This is a genomic window from Achromobacter sp. D10 (genome assembly GCF_035282245.1).
In the GTDB taxonomy this organism is placed as follows: Bacteria; Pseudomonadota; Gammaproteobacteria; order Burkholderiales; family Burkholderiaceae_B; genus Achromobacter; species Achromobacter insolitus.
Genome location: NZ_JAYJLE010000002.1, coordinates 576333 through 597970, shown reverse-complemented (window position 1 = coordinate 597970; position 21638 = coordinate 576333). Strand labels below are relative to the sequence as shown.

General features: G+C 64.1%; 16 protein-coding genes. 6 read left to right on the top strand and 10 right to left on the bottom strand.

Translation table 11 applies throughout. The features are described 5' to 3' along the window. Nucleotides 1–26: 26 nt before the first annotated feature. Nucleotides 27–995, bottom strand: a complete 969-nt coding sequence (locus VCS63_RS09590; RefSeq protein ID WP_323879460.1) for a uracil-DNA glycosylase — start codon at nt 993–995, stop codon at nt 27–29. Next, entirely contained in the window at nt 992–2239 is a 1248-nt protein-coding gene (tsaB, locus tag VCS63_RS09585; RefSeq protein WP_323879457.1) for a tRNA (adenosine(37)-N6)-threonylcarbamoyltransferase complex dimerization subunit type 1 TsaB, read from the bottom strand. Before tsaB ends, VCS63_RS09590 begins: the two co-directional genes overlap by 4 nt. A gap of 142 nt (nt 2240–2381) precedes the next feature. Here tsaB and ompR point away from each other — a divergent pair, with 142 nt between their 5' ends. From ompR to VCS63_RS09565, 4 genes are all read left to right on the top strand, one after another. Further along, on the top strand, nt 2382–3116 hold the full coding sequence (gene ompR / locus VCS63_RS09580) for a two-component system response regulator OmpR (RefSeq protein ID WP_013392162.1): 735 nt from the start codon (nt 2382–2384) through the stop codon (nt 3114–3116). Nucleotides 3117–3150: 34 nt separating this feature from the next. After that, complete coding sequence (locus VCS63_RS09575) at nt 3151–4545, top strand: ATP-binding protein (RefSeq protein ID WP_063642036.1); 1395 nt, start codon at nt 3151–3153, stop codon at nt 4543–4545. Between the two features lie 57 nt (nt 4546–4602). Beyond that, nucleotides 4603–5151, top strand: coding sequence for a peroxiredoxin (locus VCS63_RS09570; RefSeq protein ID WP_006389231.1), 549 nt, complete (start codon nt 4603–4605; stop codon nt 5149–5151). A gap of 74 nt (nt 5152–5225) precedes the next feature. Then, nucleotides 5226–5744 carry a carboxymuconolactone decarboxylase family protein gene (locus tag VCS63_RS09565; RefSeq protein WP_042796792.1) on the top strand — a complete coding sequence of 173 codons (519 nt, stop codon included), beginning with the start codon at nt 5226–5228 and terminating at the stop codon, nt 5742–5744. 73 nt (nt 5745–5817) lie between these two features. Here VCS63_RS09565 and VCS63_RS09560 read toward each other — a convergent pair whose 3' ends face one another. The 3 genes from VCS63_RS09560 to ispD form a co-directional block, all read right to left on the bottom strand. After that, complete coding sequence (locus tag VCS63_RS09560; RefSeq protein WP_076815844.1) at nt 5818–7884, bottom strand: DUF4344 domain-containing metallopeptidase; 2067 nt, start codon at nt 7882–7884, stop codon at nt 5818–5820. Between the two features lie 142 nt (nt 7885–8026). Continuing rightward, nucleotides 8027–8518 carry a 2-C-methyl-D-erythritol 2,4-cyclodiphosphate synthase gene (ispF, locus tag VCS63_RS09555; RefSeq protein ID WP_042796791.1) on the bottom strand — a complete coding sequence of 164 codons (492 nt, stop codon included), beginning with the start codon at nt 8516–8518 and terminating at the stop codon, nt 8027–8029. Next, entirely contained in the window at nt 8515–9198 is a 684-nt protein-coding gene (gene ispD / locus VCS63_RS09550; RefSeq protein WP_063959857.1) for a 2-C-methyl-D-erythritol 4-phosphate cytidylyltransferase, read from the bottom strand. Before ispD ends, ispF begins: the two co-directional genes overlap by 4 nt. A 29-nt stretch (nt 9199–9227) precedes the next feature. Here ispD and mfd point away from each other — a divergent pair, with 29 nt between their 5' ends. Together mfd and serB are read left to right on the top strand one after the other, a co-directional pair. After that, complete coding sequence (mfd, locus tag VCS63_RS09545) at nt 9228–12710, top strand: transcription-repair coupling factor (protein WP_063642039.1); 3483 nt, start codon at nt 9228–9230, stop codon at nt 12708–12710. Between the two features lie 23 nt (nt 12711–12733). Beyond that, complete coding sequence (gene serB, locus VCS63_RS09540) at nt 12734–13591, top strand: phosphoserine phosphatase SerB (RefSeq protein WP_323879452.1); 858 nt, start codon at nt 12734–12736, stop codon at nt 13589–13591. A gap of 76 nt (nt 13592–13667) precedes the next feature. On the opposite strand, the gene VCS63_RS09535 is transcribed toward serB, so the two are convergent. The 5 genes from VCS63_RS09535 to nuoL all read right to left on the bottom strand — a co-directional run bounded on the left by VCS63_RS09535 (nt 13668) and on the right by nuoL (nt 21636). Further along, a complete protein-coding gene (locus tag VCS63_RS09535) occupies nt 13668–15944 on the bottom strand; it encodes a TonB-dependent receptor (RefSeq protein ID WP_063642040.1) in 2277 nt (758 codons plus the stop codon). A 333-nt stretch (nt 15945–16277) separates the two neighbouring features. Continuing rightward, on the bottom strand, nt 16278–16607 hold the full coding sequence (locus VCS63_RS09530; RefSeq protein WP_042796787.1) for a DUF2818 family protein: 330 nt from the start codon (nt 16605–16607) through the stop codon (nt 16278–16280). 14 nt (nt 16608–16621) lie between these two features. After that, the gene (gene nuoN, locus VCS63_RS09525) at nt 16622–18106 is read right to left on the bottom strand and encodes an NADH-quinone oxidoreductase subunit NuoN (protein ID WP_042796786.1); all 1485 of its coding nucleotides are present in this window, start codon (nt 18104–18106) and stop codon (nt 16622–16624) included. 9 nt (nt 18107–18115) lie between these two features. Then, nucleotides 18116–19618, bottom strand: a complete 1503-nt coding sequence (locus VCS63_RS09520) for an NADH-quinone oxidoreductase subunit M (protein ID WP_042796785.1) — start codon at nt 19616–19618, stop codon at nt 18116–18118. Beyond that, the gene (nuoL, locus tag VCS63_RS09515) at nt 19615–21636 is read right to left on the bottom strand and encodes an NADH-quinone oxidoreductase subunit L (RefSeq protein WP_323879449.1); all 2022 of its coding nucleotides are present in this window, start codon (nt 21634–21636) and stop codon (nt 19615–19617) included. Before nuoL ends, VCS63_RS09520 begins: the two co-directional genes overlap by 4 nt. Nucleotides 21637–21638 lie beyond the last annotated feature (2 nt).

Sequence of the window (21638 nt, the reverse complement as noted above, 5' to 3'; positions counted from 1 at the left end):
GGTCCGCAGATCCAGCGGCGCCGACCTCAGCCCAACCGCGCAACCGCCAGCCGCAAGTCTTGCCACGCGCGCGCCTTCTCGCTCGGACTGCGCAGCAGATAAGCGGGGTGGTAGCTCACAACCACCGGAATCTCCAGACCCTCGTCGGTCTTCAGCTGGTGGATGCGGCCCCGCAGGCTGCCTATGGTGGCGTCGGTGCCCAGCAGCGTCTGTGCCGCAAAACGCCCCAGCACCAGGATCCGCTCAGGCTTGAGCAGCGCGATCTGGCGCATCAGGTAGGGGCTGCACGCCGCAATTTCCTCAGGCTTGGGGTTGCGGTTGCCAGGCGGACGGCATTTGATGACATTGGTGATGAACACATCGCGTTCGCGGCTCATGGACACCGAGGACAGCATCGCGTCCAGCAACTGGCCTGAACGGCCGACGAAAGGCTGCCCTTGCCGGTCTTCCTGCTCGCCAGGAGCCTCGCCCACCACCAGCCAGCGGGTCGGCTGGCCGCCATGGCCGAACACCGCGTTGCGGCGGCCCTTGCACAAGCCACAGGCCTCGCAGGCGAGGACCTGGTCATGCATTTCTTCCAGCGTGGCGTTGCGGATCGCTTCGGCCACAGGGACCGGCGGCGGTGGCGGCGCCTCGGCCTCAACCTTCGGGACCGGACGCGGCGGCGGGCCGCTGCGGTTCAGGATCGACGCCGGTATGCCGGGACGTCCTGGTACGGCTTCCGCGGGAGCCGAGGCGTCGGGAGCCTGCGCCTGGTGGGTCGGCGTGCCGACCTGGGGGGACCGCGGCGCAGGCGGCGCCTCGGCTGCGGGCGTTTGCACCGAAGGCGGCAAAACCTCCTTGGAAACAAGAACTTGCGGCTCCGCGGCAGGCCGGTTGACGGCCGGCGCCGGACGCAGCCACAGCCGCTCCATGCCGATCTCGCGCAGCCAGATGCGCTGTAGCGGATTGACGCGAGGCGCGGCCGACGGCGGCGCTGCAGTGGGCTGGCTCATGCCGCCCCTCCACCCGCCGCGAAATGCTTCTGCATGACCAGCGCATCTTCCCTGCCGCCTTTCTCGGCCGGGTAATAGCCCCGGCGCATGCCGATCTGCAGATATCCGTGCCGCTTATAGAAACTGATGGCCGGGGCGTTGGACGGGCGCACTTCCAGCAGTACGCCCTCCAGGCCCCGTTCGCGCGCCTGCTGTTCACACCAATCGAGCAACACGCCGCCCAGGCCCTGGCGGTGCAACGGCTTCGCCACGGCGATCACGAGCAGGTGCGCCACGTCGGGCGCGAACATCAGCACGCAGAATCCCGCCACTTTGCCTTCCCGCCGCAGCACCCAGGCACCATAACCCGCTGCCAGGGCGTCGGCGAAATTGCCGCGGGTCCAGGGAAACGCCTGCACGTGCGCTTCCAGCGCCACGACCTCTTCCAGATCGGCGTCGGTCATCGGTTGAGGCACGGAAGCGGCCAGCGAGGACTGGGCTTTCGGATTGCCGCCCTCGCCGCGCATGCGCTCGGCCGTCGTGAACGCCACCTTGTCGCGCACGTACAGCGGCGCGGCCAGCTCCGGCGCCAGGGCCTCGCCCCGCATCCAGCCCTGGCGTCCCAAGCGCGCGACGCTGGCCGCTTCGGGCCGCTGCGCGCCGGCGGCTCGCCGCCAGGGAGACTGCATCTCCGACGCGTAGGCATCCCAGGCATCGCCGGCCAGCAGCAGGTCCAGCGGCCGGCCCGCGCGGGCCGACCATCCAGGTAGATGATGGGCGGTCCAGGGCACCACTTCAGCTGCAGCAATCAGTAGCGGCGCCTGCAGGACTTCCCAGGAAATTTCACTATCCGAAACGTCCGCCTGGCGGTAGACGGCCAGATAGACTTCATTCATGCGGGCATCCAGCGCCACCACGATCGCGTCCGTAGGCGTGGCATCCACCTGTGCGGCGACCGCCTGATGAGAGACAATGGGAAGTACCGGGATGCCCAGGCCCAAGCCCATGCCTTGAGCCACGCCGCAAGCCACCCGCAGGCCGGTAAAGCCGCCCGGCCCCTGGCCGAACGCCACCGCATGCAAGGCGGAAGGCGCAAGTCCGGAGGCCGCCAGCAGCTCGTTGGCCATGGGCAAGAGCCGTTCCGCGTGCTCCTGGGAGCCTTCATGTTCCCTGACACTGACCTCCAGGCGGCCATCGGCCGCCCGCAGCAGGGCCACGCCGCAACGGGACGAAGAAGTTTCCAAAGCCAGCAGGTTTAGTTCCATAGGTGCAGATTGTACGAAATACCGCGACTCCGCCCCCGGTTATCAGGGGGATGTCAGGGGGATTTCAACCATGGATCGCAATGTGTAATATCTTGTGAACGCCCACTAGCCGCTGGTTCTTGCCACTGTTACATTTCCGGCCATGAATACGCAAAACACCACCCCCACCCGAAAAATCCTCGTCGTCGACGATGATCCGCGCTTGCGCGATTTGCTGCGTCGGTACTTATCCGAACAGGGATTCAACGTTTTCGTTGCCGAAGACGCCAAAGAGATGGGCAAACTCTGGCAACGCGAGCATTTCGACCTGCTCGTGCTGGATCTGATGCTGCCCGGGGAAGATGGCCTGTCCATCTGTCGCCGGCTGCGCGGTGGTCACGACAACACGCCCATCATCATGCTGACGGCCAAGGCGGAAGAAATCGACCGCATCGTCGGCCTGGAAATGGGCGCGGACGATTACCTGTCCAAACCGTTCAATCCTCGCGAACTGCTGGCTCGGATCAACGCGATCCTGCGCCGCCGCGGCACCGAGGAACATCCCGGCGCCCCCAGCCAGGAAAACGAATCCATCGCCTTCGGCCCCTACACGCTGAACCTGTCCACCCGCACGCTCACGCGCAATGGCGAACAAGTGCCCATCACCACCGGCGAATTCTCGGTGCTGAAGGTGTTTGCCCGCCACCCGAAGATCCCGCTGTCGCGCGACAAGCTCATGGAACTGGCGCGCGGCCGCGAATACGAAGCCTTCGATCGCAGCCTGGACGTGCAGATCTCGCGCCTGCGCAAGTTGATCGAACCCAATCCGTCCAAGCCCGTATTCATCCAGACCGTCTGGGGTCTCGGATACGTGTTCGTGCCGGACGGTGGTAGCTGATCGACTCGCCCGCCCCGGGCAGGAGCGCAGCCTCGTGCCCCGCTTGCGCAGAACCTTCAGGAACCTGACATCACGTTTGCGGCTCGGCTTGTTCGGCCGCACGTTCCTGTTGCTCGCCGCGCTGATGCTCGTCAGCCTGGGCGCGTGGCTACAAGTTTTCTTCAGCATGGAGCTGGGACCGCGCGCCAATCAAATGGCGCAGCGGGTGATCACGGCCGTCAATATCACGCGCACCGCGCTGATCTACTCCCATAACGACGAACGCAGCAAGCTCCTGCTGGACCTGGCCACCAACGAAGGCATCCAGGTCTATCCGCGCGAAGTCACCGACTTCGCCGAGGCCCTTCCCGACGACGACTACTGGCAACGCGTCGCCCAGCACATCCGCACGCGCTTCGGCCCGGAGACGCAGATCGCCTGGGGCGTGAACCAGGTGCCCGGCTTCTGGGTCAGTTTCCAGATAGAAAAAGACCTTTACTGGCTGGTGTTCGAGCGCGAGCAGATCGGCCTGACCGGTGGGATCGAATGGCTGGGCTGGGGCGCCACGGCGCTGTTGCTATCTCTGGTGGGCGCCGCGGTCAGCGTGGGCTTCGTCAACCGGCCGCTATCGCGCCTGGCCAGGGCTGCCCAGGTGCTGTCGCGCGGTGAAACCCCCGCTGCCCTGCCCGAGCAAGGCCCCCTGGAAATACGCGACCTGAACGCTTCGTTCAACCGCATGGCCAAGGACCTGCGACAGGCCGAGGCCGACCGCGAGTTGATGCTGGCCGGGATCTCGCACGACCTGCGCACGCCGCTTGCCCGCATGCGCCTGGAAATCGAGCTCAGCGGGGTATCTGAGGACGCGCGCCAGGCCATCGACGAGGACCTGGGCCAGATCGACCACAGTATCGGCCAATTGATGGAGTACGCGCGCCCGGCCGGCACGCTGCCTCAACTGGCCACGGATATTTCCGCGGTGCTGGCCGAACTCTACGAACGCGAACGCAGCCATACGGCGTCCGTGGGCGGAGAGCTGGAGGCCACTCTGGAGCCGGGCCTGCGCGCCCGCATCACGGCGCTGGACCTCAAGCGCATCGTCAGCAACCTGATCGAGAACGCCCGGCGTTATGGCCGCTCCAGCGATGGTATGGCGCATCTCGTCATGACATTGCAAGCTGAAGGCTCCATGATCGTGATCGAGGTCTCGGACCGTGGTCCCGGCATCGCCCCCGAGGACGTGGATCGCCTCTTGCGGCCTTTCTCGCGCGGCGAGGCGGCACGCACCGGCGTCAGCGGCGCCGGCCTGGGACTGGCCATCGTGGAGCGCCTGCTCAAGCACGTCGGCGGCTCGCTGCGCATGCTGCCCCGTGAAGGCGGCGGCCTGACCGCAAGGATAGAGTTGCCCAAAGCGAAGTTTAGGAATTATCAATTAGACAACGAAAATCCATAGCGTAGAATTTATGGTTTGAGGCACAGGCCTTAATTCCACCAACAACTGGGAGTAAACATGAAAACTGTTGGCGACAAACTCGAGCCCTTCAAGGTCACCGGCGTCAAGCCCGGCTTCAACCAACACGAAGAAAATGGCGTGTCGGCGTTTGAAGACATCACCGAAAGCTCGTTCCCCGGCAAGTGGAAGGTCATCTACTTCTACCCGAAAGACTTCACGTTTGTTTGCCCGACCGAAATCGTCGGCTTCAACAAGCTGGCCAAGGATTTCGAAGACCGCGACGCCGTCCTGCTGGGCGGTTCGAGCGACAACGAATTCGTCAAGCTGGCATGGCGTCGTGAGCACCCGGACCTGAACAAGCTGGGTCACTACCAATTCGGCGACACCACCGGCGCCCTGATCGACCAACTGGGCGTGCGTGAAAAGGGCGCTGGCGTTGCCCTGCGCGCCACGTTCATCGTCGATCCGGACAACACGATCCAGCACGTTTCGGTGAACAACCTGAACGTCGGCCGTAACCCGGAAGAAGTTCTGCGTCTGCTCGACGGCCTGCAAACCGACGAGCTGTGCCCGTGCAACCGTACGGTTGGCGGCGCCACGCTGTAATTTCCAGCCCGGCCCGGGACCCGCTGGCGGGTCCTGCGCTGGGCTTTAACTGCGCTAGATTATAGGTAAAAACTATGGAATTTCTTACGACCATTAAGGAACAGCTGCCGGATTGGGCCAAGGACATCCGCCTGAATCTGGACGCCGTGATCGCCCGCTCGACGCTGGCTCCTGAAGATGCCGTGGGCGCCGCCCTGTCCGCCGCCTACGCCGCGCGCAGCCCGGTGCTGGTCGAAGCCTTCAAGAGCGGCCTGTCGGAAGGCGACGCCAACGCCGCGCTGACGGCCTCGGCCCTCATGGGCATGAACAACACCTGGTATCCGTACGTGGAAATGACGGGCGATGCCCAATTGAAGAGCCTGCCGGCCCAATTGCGCATGAACGCCTACGCCACTCACGGCGGCGTGGAAAAGAAGCGCTTCGAGCTGTTTGCCCTGGTGGCCTCCATCATCGGCAAGTGCCATTTCTGCGTGGCTTCGCACTACGAAAACCTGAAGAACGACGGCCTGTCGACCGAGCAGTTGCGTGATGCCGGCCGCATCGCTGCCGTGGTCAACGCCGCAGCCCTGGCGCTGGCCGCCCAAGGCAAGTAAGGCGCAAGGCAAAAAGAAACCCGCCTGCATTGCGCAGGCGGGTTTTTCTATTGCCGGGCGATGCTGCGATGGCTCACTTCTTCGGCATGGTCGAGGTCGTGGGCAGGCCATTGGCGGCCCAGGCCTCCACGCCGCCGCGGTACCAGTACACAGTCCATCCCAGGGTGCCTGCGCGCAGCGCCGCGTTGTAGGCCGAACGATCATTCATGCTGGCGCCCAGGAATACGACGGGCGCGTCCCGCTTGCCGCCGTTCTGCTTCAGCAGCCAGGCATCGAGTTCGGTTTGCAGATGGTCGGTCACGCTGCCGTCCGAGCCCGCATCGGCCAGCGGATAGGCGATTGGCACCGTATCGCGCAAACCGCTCGTATCAACGATCAGAAGATTCTTGTCGTTCTGGATCATCCCGATCAGGTCGCCGGTCGTGATCACCTTGGCGCGGTAGATCTTATTTGGCGTCGGCCCCTTGTACGGCGAGGTGAACAGCATGGTCGTGGCGGGCACGCCGAAGTCCTTCAGCTCGTCGATGGCGCTGGGAGGCATGCCTTGCCCAGGCGCCGGTTGCTGCCGCGGCGCCGCCGGCGCTGCGCCTCCCTGCTCGGCAACCTCGCCCCCCACGGTCCCCATCTCGATATCCGAGATCATTACCGCGATGTTCTCGATCAGCTCGTAGCACATCGTGATGGAACCCTCGCGCGGGGCGTACCAGGCATTCAGCTGGCCACAGTCCTTGAACACCACGTTCACCGGACGGGGCAACACATAGGTCTGCCCCAGCAGCTTGATGTTGTTCGTGATCGCATCCGAAAGATTGTTCGCGAACAAGTTGCCGATCTTGCGCTTGGACGGCTGGAAAACCACGTTCACCGGCGCACCGGGCGCATTCGCCGGCTGCAGACCCTCGGGCGTCCAGGTGCCCACGCGAGTATGCGGCGCCAGGATCTTGCGCCAGGCGCGGTTCTGCTTGTTGAATTCGTCCGCGCAGCGCGCGCGGGTCCGGTCTTCCAGGCCGACGTGCTTGGCGATGGACTCGAACACGCCAGGGTTGCCGCCATACATGACGCAAAGCATGTTGCGGAACCGCTTCAGGTCGCCAGTGTGTTCATCCTGCCACGCCGAGGAAGTGTCCGCCCCCCTGCGCTCGGCCAGCTTGCCGCTGTAATACCACTGCAAGGCGGCGTACTTCGCCGCATCCTGCGCCATGATGTTCACTTCCTTGTTGTCCGACGGATACATGGTCGGCTCGACGATCTGCAACGCGGAGTAGATATCGACGGCATCCTCTTCCGCTCCCGTCGAGGGCAGCTCCAGCTCGCCGATCAGGGCGTGCCCGAACTCGTGCATGAAGATGCTGCGCATGATGCCGATATACACCGACACGATACGCATGGTGTCGCCGCCAAAGCGCGGATACGGCCCCGCTCCGGGCAAGGCAGCACCGCCGTTGCCGGCCCCTTGCGCGGCAGTGGGCGCCTGCGCCTGGGGCTTCTGCGCCGCCCCCGAGCCGCCGCGAGTCGGCAGGGTGCCGGCCGCCGGCGCCGCCTCGGACTGGCCGGTCATGGTGATCTTGAAGTCGGCGACGCCGAAAGTGCCCACATCGTAGGCCATGATGCCGAGTTCGGAGCCCGTCGCGGGCTCGTTGCTGACGTCGCCGATCTGCTTGCCATTCACAATGAAGCGGGCCGCGCCGGGCAACTCGACCACGCGGATCCGGTCGGAACCGTCCAGCTTCGCCACATTGGGCAGCGAGGCGATGTCCCGGCGGTTCTGCCCCTGCAGACAGAACAACAGCGTGTTCTTGTCGGCAGTCAATTCAAGCAGGCACAGGCTCTTGTTGGCGCGGTTGCTCAGGGCAATGCCGATGGACGCTTTGGGATTCGGGGATTTGACGACCACATTGACGTCGGTCACGCGGCCCGAGTCAGGCGCCGGGCCGACATTCATGTACAGGGTCTGTTCGCTGTCGGCCTTCGAGGCGTTATGCAGAGTGAACCATCCGTCCTGCACGCCGGCGGTCCAACCCTCCTGCATCTGCTGCTTGACCACGCCGGCTAGCGGACCTAGCTGCTGTTCATACTGCGCGTGCGCGGGTGAACTCAATGCGCCGAAGACGGCAACCAGGGCGATGCCACGTAAATGCATCCGAATGTCTCTGTAGTCGAAATGAAGTAGCGCAGAATATGCCAGATCAATTCGACTCGCTTATTCATTTGTTAAAGATGTATCCAAACTAAATGAATAGCGAAAAAATGCATTCGGACGCTGGCTAAAACCCCTAGCGCGGCTAGCTCGCCACGCGCGACAGCAGCGCCACCACCGTGGCCGCGATACCCTCTTTGCGCCCCAGGTAGCCCAGGCCCTCGTTGGTCTTGGCCTTGATGTTGACTTCGGTCTCGGCCAGCCCCGTGTCGGCGGCAATGTTCTTCACCATGGCCGGCGCATGCGGACCGATCTTGGGCGCCTGCGCATGCAGCGTGGCGTCGATATTCACCGGTTCCCAGCCCGCCGCGCGCACGCGTGCCATGGCCTCGCGCAGCAGCACGCGGCTGTCGGCGCCCTTGAAGGCCGGATCGGTATCCGGAAAGTGACGCCCGATATCGCCCAGGCCGGCGGCCCCAAGCAGCGCGTCGGTAATCGCGTGCAGCAGGACGTCCGCATCCGAATGCCCCAGCAGGCCATGCGTGTGGGGAATCGTCACGCCGCCGATGATCAGCGGGCGGCCCTCGACCAGCGCATGCACGTCAAAGCCCTGGCCGACGCGGAAAGGAATACTCATAACCATTTTTCCATCAGTTCGAAATCATCCGGCCATGTCACCTTGAAATTGCGCATGGCACCGGGCACGAGCAGCGGCGCATAGCCCGCCGCCTCGATGGCCGAGGCCTCGTCGGTGACCGCCACGCCGCTCACGGAAGCCTCCGTCAGCGCGTCACGCAGCACGCCAGCCCGGAACATCTGCGGAGTCTGCGCCAGCCACAGGCCATTGCGGTCCAACGTGCGCTCCACGCGCTCATGGCCTGCCTTGACCGTATCCGCCACCGGCAATGCCAACAGCCCCCCGACGGGGTCGCCGAGACAGGCGTCGATCAGGCGTCCGAGTGCGGCGGCCGGCAGCCCGGGACGCGCGGCATCGTGCACCAGCACCCAGGTATCGTCGGCCACGCCGCTATCGGCCAGCGCGCCAGCCACGGTATCGGCGCGCGTCGCGCCTCCGCAGGCCCGCCATACCGTGCGGGGCAGGCCCGCCAGCGCGGCGTCCACCCAGCCATCGCCAGGGGTCACGGCGACGCGCACCTGCGAGATGCGCTCGTCGGCCAGCAGTGCGCATACCGCGTGGCGCAGCATGGGCTGTCCGGACAACGGACGATATTGCTTGGGCACGGTTTCGTGCCCGGGCCGGCTGGCGCGAGCCCCTACGCCCGCTGCGGGCACGATTGCAATGAGGGAGGCAGACATGGTGCGGTGATTTTATAATCTTCCGCTTGATGCCTGCTTCCAGCCTGATGCCCGCCCCCTCTACCTCCGCCACAGCCGCGCCTCCCGTTCCCGCGACGGCCCCCACCCTGTCCGCCCTGAAGGCCGGTACGCGCTATGCTCAGCCGCGCCCTCCGGGTTCCGGCGACGCCTGGCTGCTGGCTGACCTGGCGCGGCAGGCCTCCGCGCCGCTGGTCATCCTGACCGCCGAGCCCGTCGAGGCCCAGCGCCTGGCCGAGGAAATCCAGCTGTTCGCGCCGGACCTGCGCGTGCGCCAGCTGCCCGACTGGGAAACGCTGCCCTACGACGCGTTTTCGCCGCACCAGGATCTGATCTCGGAGCGCCTGCACACCCTGCATTCGCTGATGACGAAGTCGGTGGACGTGCTGACGGTGCCGGTCACGACCGCACTGTACCGCCTGGCGCCTCCCTCCTTCCTCGCGGCCTACACGTTTTCGTTCAAGCAAAAGGACAAGCTCAACGAAGCGGCGCTGCGCGCCCAGCTGACGCTGGCGAACTACAACCACGTCACGCAGGTGACGGCGCCCGGGGAATTCTGCCTGCGCGGCGGCTTGATCGACCTGTTTCCCATGGGCTCGGTGGTGCCGTACCGCCTGGACCTGTTCGACGACGAGATCGAGACCATCCGCAGTTTCGACGTGGATACGCAGCGCAGCCTGTATCCGGTGCGCGAGGTGCAACTGCTGCCCGGTCGCGAATTCCCCATGGACGAGGACGCGCGCAACCGATTCCGCGCGCGCTTTCGCGAAGTGTTCGAGGGCGACCCGTCGCGCGCGCTGCCTTACAAGGACATCGGCAATGGCATTCCGTTTGCAGGCGTCGAGTACTACCTGCCGCTCTTCTTCGAGGAAACGGCAACGCTGTTCGACTACCTGACGGAAGGCACGGTCACCGTCACGGTGGGTGACATCGACGACGCGATCCAGCGCTTCAACCAGGACACTTCCAGCCGCTACGGCTTCCTCAAGAGCGACCGCGAGCGGCCGGTGCTCCCGCCGTCCGAACTGTTCCTGGACAACGAGGCGCTCTACGCCCGGCTGAAAGAATTCCGCCGGCTGTCACTTGCCGCCGGCCAACCGCATCCGGACTTTCGTGCCGCGCCCGACGTCAGCGTGGCCAGGCGCTCCGAGGACCCGATCGCCAAGCTGCGAACGCTGGTGCAGTCTGGCCAGACGCGCGTGCTGCTGTGCGCCGACTCCGCCGGCCGGCGCGAGACCCTGGTGCAGATGCTGAATGAGTTCGGCGTCACCCCCGACGCGCAACCGGACACCATTGAAGCCTTCCTGGCGTCGGACGCCCATTTCGGCATCGTCGCCGCGCCGCTTTCCACCGGCTTCGGGCTGCCCCAGGCCAACCTGGCCTTCCTGACCGAAAACGACCTGTATCCTGGCCTGGCGACCACCGGCCGGCGCGGCAAGCGCGACCAGGAACGCGCCAGCAACGTCGAAGCCATGGTGCGCGACCTGTCCGAGCTGCGCGCGGGCGACCCGGTCGTGCATGCGCAGCACGGGATTGGCCGCTACCACGGCCTGGTCAACATGGACATGGGCGAGGGAGGAATGGAATTCCTCCATCTCGAATATGCCAATGGCAGCACGCTGTACGTACCCGTGTCGCAGTTGCACGTGATCGCCCGCTACAGCGGCGCCGATCCGGAGGCCGCGCCCCTGCACCAGCTGGGTTCCGGGCAGTGGGACAAGGCGCGCCGCAAGGCGGCCCGCCAGGTCCGCGACACCGCCGCCGAACTGCTGGCCTTGTATGCCCAGCGCGCCGCGCGCGAAGGCTACGCCTTCAATCTGCCGCTCAACGACTACCAGGCTTTCGCAGAAGGCTTCGGCTTCGAGGAAACGGCCGACCAGGCCGCCGCCATCGAAGCCGTCATCGCCGACATGACTTCCGGGCGGCCCATGGACCGCCTGGTCTGCGGCGACGTCGGCTTCGGCAAGACCGAAGTGGCACTGCGCGCCGCATTCCTGGCCGTGGCCAACGGCAAGCAGGTCGCCCTGCTCTGCCCCACCACGCTGCTGGCCGAGCAACATGCGCAGACCTTTTCGGACCGCTTTGCCGACTGGCCCGTCAAAGTGGTGGAGCTGTCCCGCTTCCGCTCCGCCAAAGAGGTCTCCGCCGCCATCGAAGGCATCAACGATGGCCGAGTGGACATCGTCATCGGCACCCACAAGATCCTGTCCAAGGATGTGAAGTTCAAGCGCCTGGGCCTGGTCATCATCGACGAGGAACACCGTTTCGGCGTACGCCAGAAGGAAGCACTGAAGGCGCTGCGCGCCGAGGTCGACGTGCTGACCCTGACCGCCACGCCCATTCCCCGCACGCTGGGCATGTCGCTGGAAGGCATCCGCGACTTCTCCGTCATCGCCACGGCGCCGCAAAAGCGCCTGGCCATCAAGACCTTCGTGCGGCGCGAGGACGGCAGCACCCTGCGCGAAGCGCTGCTGCGCGAGCTCAAGCGCGGCGGCCAGTGCTATTTCCTGCACAACGAGGTCGAGACCATCCACAACCGCCGAGCCCGCCTGGAAGAGCTGGTGCCCGAGGCCCGCATCGCGGTCGCGCACGGCCAGATGCCCGAGCGCGAGCTGGAACAGGTAATGAAGGGGTTCTACCAGCAGCGCTACAACGTGCTGCTGTGCACCACCATTATCGAGACCGGCATCGACGTGCCCAGCGCCAACACCATCGTTATCCACCGGGCGGACCGCTTCGGGCTGGCCCAGTTGCACCAGCTGCGCGGCCGCGTCGGACGGTCCCACCACCAAGCCTACGCGTACTTGCTGACCCCAGGCGAAGACGCCATCACCAATAACGCAAAAAAGCGCCTGGAAGCGATCCAGGCCATGGAAGAGCTCGGTTCCGGTTTTTACCTGGCCATGCACGACCTGGAGATCCGGGGCACGGGCGAAGTGCTCGGTGATTCGCAATCCGGCAATATCCAGGAGGTAGGCTTCTCGATGTACAACGAGATGCTCAACGAGGCGGTCCGCGCGCTGCGCGCCGGCGAAGAACCGGATCTGGACGCGCCTTTCAACCTGGCCTGCGAAGTCAACCTGCACGCTCCGGCGCTGTTGCCATCCGACTATTGCGCCGATGTCCACGCCCGCCTGGGCATCTATAAGCGCCTGGCGCATGCCGCGGATGAAGACGACCTGATCCAGATCCAGGAAGAACTGATCGACCGCTTCGGCAAACTGCCCGAAGCCGCCCAGACGCTGCTTGGAACTCACCGGCTGCGTCTTGCCGCCCAGCCCCTGGGCATCGTCAAGATCGACGCCAGTGAGACCCAGGCGCTGCTGCAATTCGGCCCCAAGACCTCGGTCGACCCCGCCAAGATCATCGAACTCGTACAGCGCCAGCGCCACATCAAACTGGCGGGACAGGATAAATTGCGGGTTGAGATCAAGGCCGCGCAAATCCCGGCCCGCGCCGACGCCGTGCGCGCCGTGCTGCGCGCCCTGAAGTAATTGCCCAACCCATGCAGATTTCCATGACTACCCATCACCTCGTTGTCCAATCCCCCGGCCTGACCGTGGAACATGCGGAACAGCTGGCGGCGCTTGCCCAGGCGCAAGGCGTCGCGCGCATCAGCGCCACCGCCGCCCGCCTGCTCGACGTGCAGCACGACGACGCCACTCGCGCCGACGTCGTGGGCTGGGCCGAGCGCCATGGCGTCGACACTGCCTTCCTGCCCGCGGGCACGAAGCTGTCCGCATGCAAAGTGCTGGCCATGGACATGGACTCCACGCTGATCAACATCGAATGCATCGACGAGATCGCGGGCATGGCAGGCCTGAAGGACAAGGTCTCCGAAATTACCGAGGCCGCCATGCGCGGCGAAATCAAGGATTTCTCGGAAAGCCTGCGCCGTCGGGTTGCCCTGCTAGAAGGCGTGCCCGCCTCTGCGCTGGAGCGGGTCTACGAGGAAAAGCTGCGCCTGAATCCCGGCGCCGAGCGCCTGATCTCCACGGCCCAGACAGCCGGCATAAAGGTACTGCTGGTCTCAGGCGGCTTTACCTTTTTCACGGAGCGCCTGCGGCAGCGCCTGAACCTGGATAGCGCCCACGCCAATACCCTGGAAGTCGCCAACGGCGTGCTGACCGGCAAGGTCCTGGGCGACATCCTGGATGCCGACGCCAAGGAGGCCCACCTGCGCGAGTTCGCCCGCCAGCATGGCGCGTCCCGCGAACAGATCATCGCCATGGGCGACGGCGCCAACGACCTCAAGATGCTCGGCATCGCGGGCTTCCCCGTGGCATACCACGCCAAGCCGATGGTGCGGCAACAGACGCGCTACGCGCTCAACGTGTCGGGACTGGACGGGGTGCTGAACTGGTTCGAAAGCTGACCACAACGCGCCGGGATCCCCGCGTTCCGACATAAAAAAAGCCACCTCTCGGTGGCTTTTTCATTGCTTCGATGGATCAGTACCGCACGCGCAGCGAAAGCAGCGCCGCCCGGCCGGTACCCAGCGCCGCATAGTGCGCCGCGTAGGCCTTGGTGTAGTACGTTTCGTCGAAAATGTTCAGCACGTTCAGCTGGGCCGACATATGCTCGTTGAATTCGTAGGCCGCCATGGCATCGAAGCGCCAGTACGAAGGCACCCAGCGAGCCTTGGGCGTGCCGTCGGCGTTCTTCGTGGAGTCCGAGTTGCCGTACACCTTGTCGACGTAGTAAGCGCCGCCGCCGACCGTCAACTTGGGCAGCACCTTGTAGGTCGTCCACAGGCTGAAGGCATTGCGGGGCGTATTGGGCAGGTCCTGGCCCACGGCGCCGCTGTTGTAGGCGCCCTTGGTCATTTCGCTGTCCATGAAGGTGTAGCCGCCGAACACGTTCCACTTGGGCGTAATGCTGCCCGAGAAGCCCAGTTCGAAGCCACGCACCTTGGCTTCGCCAACCTGCGCGGTCTCGGTGGCCGACACGGCGACGCTGGTGTTCTTGCGGATGTCCTGGAAGGCGGCCGCGGACAGGGTCAGGCGGTCATCGAATACTTGCCACTTCGTGCCCAGTTCCACCGTGCGGCTCTTTTCCGGCTCGAGCGACTGGTTCGTCACCGACACTGCGTCGCTGATCGCGCTTGCAGCGATGGCCGACGGGGTGGACGAGGTGCCGTAGGTGGCGTAGATGGTGCCATTGGGCACCGGCTTATACGCAACGCCGACCTGGTAGTTGAAGAGGTTGTCCTCGCGGCTGGTGCTGTAGAACGCCGGGGTGCTGGCCGGGTCGTTACGACCCTTCGCGATATTGCTGCCGCTGGTACGGTAGTTGTCCCAGCGCAGCCCAAGGCTGGCCTGCCATTGCTCGTTGAACTTGATCGTGTCGAAGCCGTACAGGGCGACCGTATCCGTGTTGTAGCGAGCCGGGTTGCCGTTGCGTTGCAAATGGCCAGGGTAATAGGTGCCCGGGTCCGGATCCCACAACGAGGCGCAGAGGGCCGGATTGGCGTAGGTATTCCTGCCGTTCGCCGTGCCCGTCACGCAGCCGCTGGTACCGGCGGGTACGCCCGACTCGGTGTAGCCATCCTTGTCCTGCTTGATGTTGCTGTACTCGAAGCCCAGGTCAAACGAATGATTCAGGCTGCCCGTATCGAATTCACCGGTCAGGTTGGTCTGGTTGGCAAAGCTCTTGGTGACGTAATAGCCCGACTTGAGCGCCCGGTACACCAGGCCGTTCGGAATGTTGCCCTTGCTGTCGTCCGGGTTGGTCGCCGCGAAATCGGTCGTACCGCGGCCGTAGCGCGTCACGTTGCGCAATTGCAGCTTGTCGGAGAAGTCGTGCTGGAAGTCCACGGTCGCGACGTCGTCGCGCGTCTTCATGAAGTCGCGGCCCTTCAGCCCGTAGAAGCTCTTGCGGCTAACGCCCATGGTCTCCGTCACCGGCTGACCCGTCTTCGGGTCATACGGGATGGAGTAATCCGGCATGCTGTCGTCTTGGTAATGGTAATAGCTCAACGTAATGCGGGTCGGCGTGCCCACGCCCAGCGTCAGCGACGGCGCCACGCCCCAGCGCTCGAAGTTCACCGCGTCGTCGCGGCCCGGGGTATCGCCCTTGTTGCCCATGACGTTCAGGCGAAACGCCGCCTTGTCGGCCAGGCGCCAGTTGCTGTCGATCGTTGCGCGGTAATTGCTGTCAGTGCCGATCTGCGCCGTGGCTTCCGTGAAATCGGCGGCCTTGGGCGTTTTGCTGACCATGTTGATGCTGCCGCCCGCACCGCCGCGGCCCGAGTAGACGGAATCCGGTCCCTTGATGATTTCAACCTGCTCCAGGTTGAACGTGTCGCGCACCTGCGTGCTGGAATCGCGGATGCCGTCCAGGAAAATGCTGTTGGCGGAGTTCTGGCCACGAATGATGGGCAGGTCGCCGCCCGGGCGGCCGCCTTCGCCCGCGCCGAACGTAATACCGGGAGAGTTGCGCAGCACATCCTGGAGAGTCGAGGCAGCCTGGTCCTGGATGACCTGCTTGGGCACCACCTGTACGGTGCGCGGGGTGTCCAGCAATGGCGCCGTGAACTTCGGCGACTGCGCCGTGGAGGTCTGGTAGGAAGACCCCTCACCCTCCACTCGCACGGGCGCAAGTTGCGTTACGCCAGAATCCGCGGATTGCGCGGCGGCGTAAGGGCTGATGAACAGCGCAGGTGCCGCGATGGCGGCGGCCAGGGAGGTAGTGAGCGTATTCAGCGAATACGTATCTTGGGGCTTCAAACCAGCTTCTCCGAATGTGAATAGCAACGATTCTTGTTTTTTTAACGTTTGCGATTCTGAACGCTGAGGCTGAATGAAACCTGAATGAAAGACTTAAACGTATCCAAAAGATGAAAAAACAACACCGTAGGCGGGTTTCCCCCAGGTATTGCGGAACCCTCTTCCGCTGAAAGCCAGCGGCTCTAGAACTCGAGGGGTGCCTCTCCGTTAAAAATGTCCGCAAACCACCGAGAAACGCCGCTGGAGGGGCTTGCGCGCCTCAGCCGGCCAACTCATGCGTACGCAAAAAAAAACGCCCCACAGGGCGTTTTTCGGAAATGGAGCCGCTTGCTTTCAGGCACGCAGGCGGGGATGCCGCTTGAACAGATAACGGTACACGAACCCCGGATAAGCCAGGACCAGGTACAGGCTCAGCGTGATGGCGTAGAACTCCCAGGTCTGGGAAAACCGGTTGCCCAGCGCGGACTCGAAAGCGAAGCCCAGCGCGCCGACGATCGCATAAAACACCAGCACTTCGACCAGGCGCATCCAGAACGGCTTGACCGCCGCCACCCCGCCCTGTTTCCACGGCATGACGGCGAATACCCGCTCCGTCAGGAACGGAAGATTCGCGCTGACCAAGGCCAGCGCGATCAGCAGCCATACCGCCAGAGTCTGGTTCATGGCCCCGTTTCCGCTTACAGGCTCAGCGAGCTGCGGATGGCCTGCACGCACAAGGCCATCAAGCCGCCGGGCAGGATCCCCAGGATCAGGATCAGCGCGCCGTTGACCGACAGCACACCGCGTTGGCCGCAGGTGGCGACCATCGGCGCCGCATCGGCGGCCGGCTCGTCGAAGTACACAACCTTTACTACGCGCAGGTAGTAGAAGGCGCCGATCAGGGAGAACAGCACGGCGATCACGGCCAGGGTCACGTGACCGGCGCTTACCAGCGCCTGCAGCACGGCCAGCTTGGCGTAGAAGCCCACCAGCGGCGGAATGCCAGCCAGCGAGAACATCAGCAGCAGGACAATGGCGGCATGCCACGGGCTGCGGCGGTTCAGGCCCTTCAGGTCATCGATGTGCTCGCATTCGAACCCTTGGCGCGACAGCAGCAAAACAATGCCGAAGCTGGCCAGCGTGGTCAGCACATAGGTCAGCATGTAGAACAGCGAGGCGCCATAGGCGGCCGACGACAGTTCCGGCTTGCCCGCGACCGAACCGGACATCAGGCCCAGCAGCACGAAGCCCATGTGCGAAATGGTCGAGTAGGCCAGCATGCGCTTGAAGTTGGTCTGCGCGATGGCGGTCAGGTTACCGATGGCCAGCGACAGCACCGCCAGGATCATCAGCATCGGCTGCCAGTCGGCGGCCAGGCCATGCAGGCCGTCCACCAGCAGGCGCAGCGTGATCGCGAAAGCGGCCAGCTTGGGCGCGCCGCCCAGGATCAGCGTGACGGCGGTCGGCGAACCTTGGTAGACGTCCGGCACCCACATGTGGAACGGCACCGCGCCCAGCTTGAACGCCAGACCCGACACCAGGAACACGATGCCGAATACCAGGGCGAGCTTCTCGGCCTTGCCCGCGGCGATGACCTTGGACACTTCGGCCAGATCCAGGTGGCCAGTGGCGCCGTAGATCATCGACATGCCATACAGCAGGAAGCCCGAGGCCAGCGCGCCAAGCACGAAATACTTCATGGCGGCTTCGGTGGCGACGACGTTGTCGCGACGCAGCGCGATCAGCGCGTACAGCGCCAGCGACATCAGCTCCAGGCCCAGGTAGATGGAGATCAGGTTCCCGGAGGAGATCATGACCATCTGGCCCAGCAGGGCGAACAACGTCAGGACGTAGAGTTCACCGCCTCGCATCATGTCGCGCACTTGCGCGTAGACGCGGCCGTAGACCAGGGTGGCGGCCACGGCGATGTAGGAAGCGATCTTCAGCAGATGCGACAGTTCGTCGGTAACGTACAGGCCGTTGAAGGTCGAGCCTACGACGCCATTCTTCCATTGCAGGGCCGACACCACGGTCAGCACGCCCAATGCCAGCATGGTCAGCAGGAACGTCGGCTTGCGCTCGGGGTGATTGCTGACCGCGTCGACGAGCAGGATAGCCAGGCCGAAAACCAGCAGGAGGATTTCCGGTGTCGCCAGGGCGAAATCGATTTGGGATTGCATCATTGTCTTGTCTTACAGTTTCGAGACGGCAACGTGTTGCAGCAGGGCCTCCACCGACACGTGCATCACGTCGGTAAAGGGCTTGGGATAGATCCCCATGTACAACACGGCGATCGCCATCACGCCAAGAATCACGAATTCGCGGCGGTTGATATCGGTCAGCTCGCGCACGTGATCATTGGCGACGTCGCCCAGGACCACGCGCTTGACCATCCACAGCGAATACGAAGCGCCCAGGATCAGGGCGGTCGCCGCCAGCAGGCCGATCCAGAAGTTGTGCTCGACCGCGCCCATGATCACCATGAATTCGCCAACGAAACCGCTGGTGGCCGGCAGGCCGCTGTTGGCCATCGAGAACAGGATGAAGAAGGTAGCGAAGCGGGGCATGACATTGACCACGCCGCCGTAGTCGGCGATACGGCGCGAGTGCATGCGGTCATAGAGCACGCCAATACACATGAACATGGCGCCCGACACGAAGCCGTGGGAAATCATCTGCACGATGGCGCCTTCGACGCCGGCCGTGTTGAAGATGAAGAAACCCAGCGTCACGAAGCCCATGTGGGCAACCGACGAATAAGCCACCAGCTTCTTCATGTCGTCCTGGACGATCGCAACCAGGCCGATGTAGATCACCGCGATCAGCGACAGCGTGATCATCAGGCCGGCCAGGCTGTGCGAGGCGTCCGGAGCGATAGGCAGCGAGAAGCGCAGGAAACCATAGGCGCCCAGCTTCAGCATGATCGCGGCCAGCACGATGGAGCCGCCCGTGGGGGCTTCGACGTGGGCGTCGGGCAACCACGTGTGGACCGGCCACATCGGCACCTTGACGGCAAAGGCCGCCAGCAAGGCCACGAAGATCAGGATCTGCGGAGTGTAGCCCAGCTTGGTCTGCTGCCAGGTCAGGATGTCGAACGAACCGCCCGAGACGTTCCAGAGGTACACGAACGCGACCAGCGTCAGGAGCGAGCCCATCAGCGTGTACAGGAAGAACTTGAACGCGGCGTAGACGCGGTTCGGGCCGCCCCAGACACCGATGATGATGTACATCGGGATCAGCGTGGCTTCGAAGAACACGTAGAACAGCATGCCGTCCAACGCGCAGAACACGCCCACCATCAGACCCGAGAGGATCAGGAAGGCAGCCATGTACTGGGCGACACGGCTGGTGATGACTTCCCAGCCGGCCAGCACCACGATGATGGTGATGAAGGCCGTCAGGAGCACGAACCACATCGAGATGCCGTCGATGCCGAGGTGGTAGTTGACGTTGAAGGCTTCGATCCAGGAAGCCTTTTCCACGAACTGCATGGCGGCCGTGGAGGAGTCAAAGCCCGTGTACAGCGGGATCGTGACGAGGAAACCGGCGATTGCGCCGACGAGCGACAGGCCGCGCGTCAGGCCGGGACGGTCGTCACGGCCCACCGCCAGCACCAGCAGGCCGAATACGATCGGGACAAAGATCGCAAGCGTGAGCCAGGGGAAAGTGTTGGATGCCATCTCGCTTGCCATCATTGGGGAATCAGCACAAAGAAAGTCACCAGCGCCATGATGCCGATGATCATCGCGAACGCGTAGTGATAGATGAAGCCGGACTGCAGGTGGCGGCTGATCGCTGCCACCCAGCCCACCACACGGGCGCTGCCGTTGATCAGCAGGCCGTCGATGATGCCGCGGTCACCGGTCTGCCACAGGCCACGGCCCAGGCAACGCATGCCGCGAGCGATGATCTGCTCGTTGATCCAATCCACGTAGTACTTGTTTTCGAGCACCTTGTTGATGCCCGACAGGCTGGACTGGATCTTGGCCGGCACCTTGGGGTTGATCAGGTAGCAGTACCAGGCGATGACCGCGCCAGCGACGACCAGCCAGAACGGAACCGTCTGGAAGGCATGCAGGCCGAAGGCCACCCAGCCGTGCCACTCTTCATGCAGCTCGTGCATGGCAGGATGCTGCGGCAGGACCTTGATGACGCCGTCGAAGAACTTGCCGAACAGCATCGGGTCGACCACCCAGGCGCCAATCAGCACCGAAGGGATCGCCAGCAGCACCAGCGGCAGCGTGACCACCCAGGGCGACTCATGCGGCTTGCCGCCATGATGGCCGTGGTCGTCGTGACCATGGTCATCGTGGCCATGGCCATGGCCGTGGTCGCTGGTGTCGAAGCGTTCCTTGCCGTGGAAGACCAGGAAGTACACGCGGAACGAGTACAGCGAGGTCACGAACACGCCGATCAGGGTGGCGTAGTACGCGAAGGTCGCGCCCCAGACGTTTGCGGCGCCGGCGGCCTCGATGATGTGTTCCTTCGAGTAGAAGCCCGAGAAGAACGGCGTGCCGACCAGGGCCAGCGTGCCCAGCAGGAAGGTGATCCAGGTGATGGGCATGTACTTGCGCAGGCCGCCCATGTTGCGGATGTCCTGGTCGTGGTGCATGCCGATGATGACCGAACCCGCGCCCAGGAACAGCAGCGCCTTGAAGAACGCGTGGGTCATCAGGTGGAAGATCGCGACCGAGTAGGCCGAAGCGCCCAGCGCAACCGTCATGTAGCCCAGCTGCGACAGCGTGGAGTACGCGACCACGCGCTTGATGTCGTTCTGGATGATGCCCAGGATGCCCAGGAACAGCGCGCCGATAGCGCCGATCACGATGATGAAGGACAGCGCGGTGTTCGACAGTTCGAACAGCGGCGAGAAGCGCGCGACCATGAAGATGCCGGCCGTCACCATGGTGGCGGCGTGGATCAGCGCGGAGATCGGGGTCGGGCCTTCCATCGAGTCAGGCAGCCAGGCGTGCAGCGGAACCTGGGCCGATTTGCCCATGGCGCCGATGAACAGGCAGATGCAGGCGACCGTCAGCAGCATCCAGTCGGAACCGGGCAGCGTCAGGGTGGCCAGCTTGTCGGCCTGGGCGAAGACTTCGCCGTAGTGCATCGTGCCGGCGTAAGCGAACAGCAGGCCGATACCCAGCACGAAACCGAAGTCGCCAACACGGTTGATCAGGAACGCCTTCATGTTGGCGAAGATCGCCGTGGGACGCGTGTACCAGAAACCGATCAGCAGGTAGGACACGAGGCCCACCGCTTCCCAGCCGAAGAACAGCTGCACCATGTTGTTCGACATCACCAGCATCAGCATGGAGAACGTGAACAGCGAGATGTACGAGAAGAAGCGCTGGTAGCCGGGATCATCCGCCATGTAGCCGATGGTGTAGATGTGCACCATCAGCGACACCGAGGTCACCACGACCATCATCATGGCCGACAGCGGATCGATCAGGAAGCCGATTTCCAGCTTGGTCTGGCCGATCAGGCTCCAGGTGTAGACCGCGCCGTCAAAACGCAGGCCATTGAGCACGTCGTTCAGCACCACCACCGAACCGATGGTGGAGATGAGCACGCCCAGGATGGTGATCATGTGCGAAGCACGGCGGCCGATGGGACGGCCCAGGAACCCGGTGCCGAAGAGGCCCGCGAGAATTGCCCCCGCCAGCGGAGCCAGCGCGATGAGCAAGTAGAGATTGGGTGAGCTAGACATTT

What these genes read in the sequence shown, in the direction of transcription:
- nuoN (WP_042796786.1), bottom strand. Translation starts at nt 18,106, where the DNA reads ATGATGCAATCCCAAATCGATTTCGCCCTGGCGACACCGGAAATCCTC.
- ispD (WP_063959857.1), bottom strand. Translation starts at nt 9,198, where the DNA reads ATGTCTGCCTCCCTCATTGCAATCGTGCCCGCAGCGGGCGTAGGGGCT.
- serB (WP_323879452.1), top strand. Translation starts at nt 12,734, where the DNA reads ATGACTACCCATCACCTCGTTGTCCAATCCCCCGGCCTGACCGTGGAA.
- VCS63_RS09565 (WP_042796792.1), top strand. Translation starts at nt 5,226, where the DNA reads ATGGAATTTCTTACGACCATTAAGGAACAGCTGCCGGATTGGGCCAAG.
- VCS63_RS09560 (WP_076815844.1), bottom strand. Translation starts at nt 7,884, where the DNA reads ATGCATTTACGTGGCATCGCCCTGGTTGCCGTCTTCGGCGCATTGAGT.
- VCS63_RS09520 (WP_042796785.1), bottom strand. Translation starts at nt 19,618, where the DNA reads ATGATGGCAAGCGAGATGGCATCCAACACTTTCCCCTGGCTCACGCTT.
- ompR (WP_013392162.1), top strand. Translation starts at nt 2,382, where the DNA reads ATGAATACGCAAAACACCACCCCCACCCGAAAAATCCTCGTCGTCGAC.
- VCS63_RS09530 (WP_042796787.1), bottom strand. Translation starts at nt 16,607, where the DNA reads ATGAACCAGACTCTGGCGGTATGGCTGCTGATCGCGCTGGCCTTGGTC.
- VCS63_RS09590 (WP_323879460.1), bottom strand. Translation starts at nt 995, where the DNA reads ATGAGCCAGCCCACTGCAGCGCCGCCGTCGGCCGCGCCTCGCGTCAAT.
- nuoL (WP_323879449.1), bottom strand. Translation starts at nt 21,636, where the DNA reads ATGTCTAGCTCACCCAATCTCTACTTGCTCATCGCGCTGGCTCCGCTG.
- tsaB (WP_323879457.1), bottom strand. Translation starts at nt 2,239, where the DNA reads ATGGAACTAAACCTGCTGGCTTTGGAAACTTCTTCGTCCCGTTGCGGC.
- ispF (WP_042796791.1), bottom strand. Translation starts at nt 8,518, where the DNA reads ATGAGTATTCCTTTCCGCGTCGGCCAGGGCTTTGACGTGCATGCGCTG.
- mfd (WP_063642039.1), top strand. Translation starts at nt 9,228, where the DNA reads ATGCCTGCTTCCAGCCTGATGCCCGCCCCCTCTACCTCCGCCACAGCC.
- VCS63_RS09570 (WP_006389231.1), top strand. Translation starts at nt 4,603, where the DNA reads ATGAAAACTGTTGGCGACAAACTCGAGCCCTTCAAGGTCACCGGCGTC.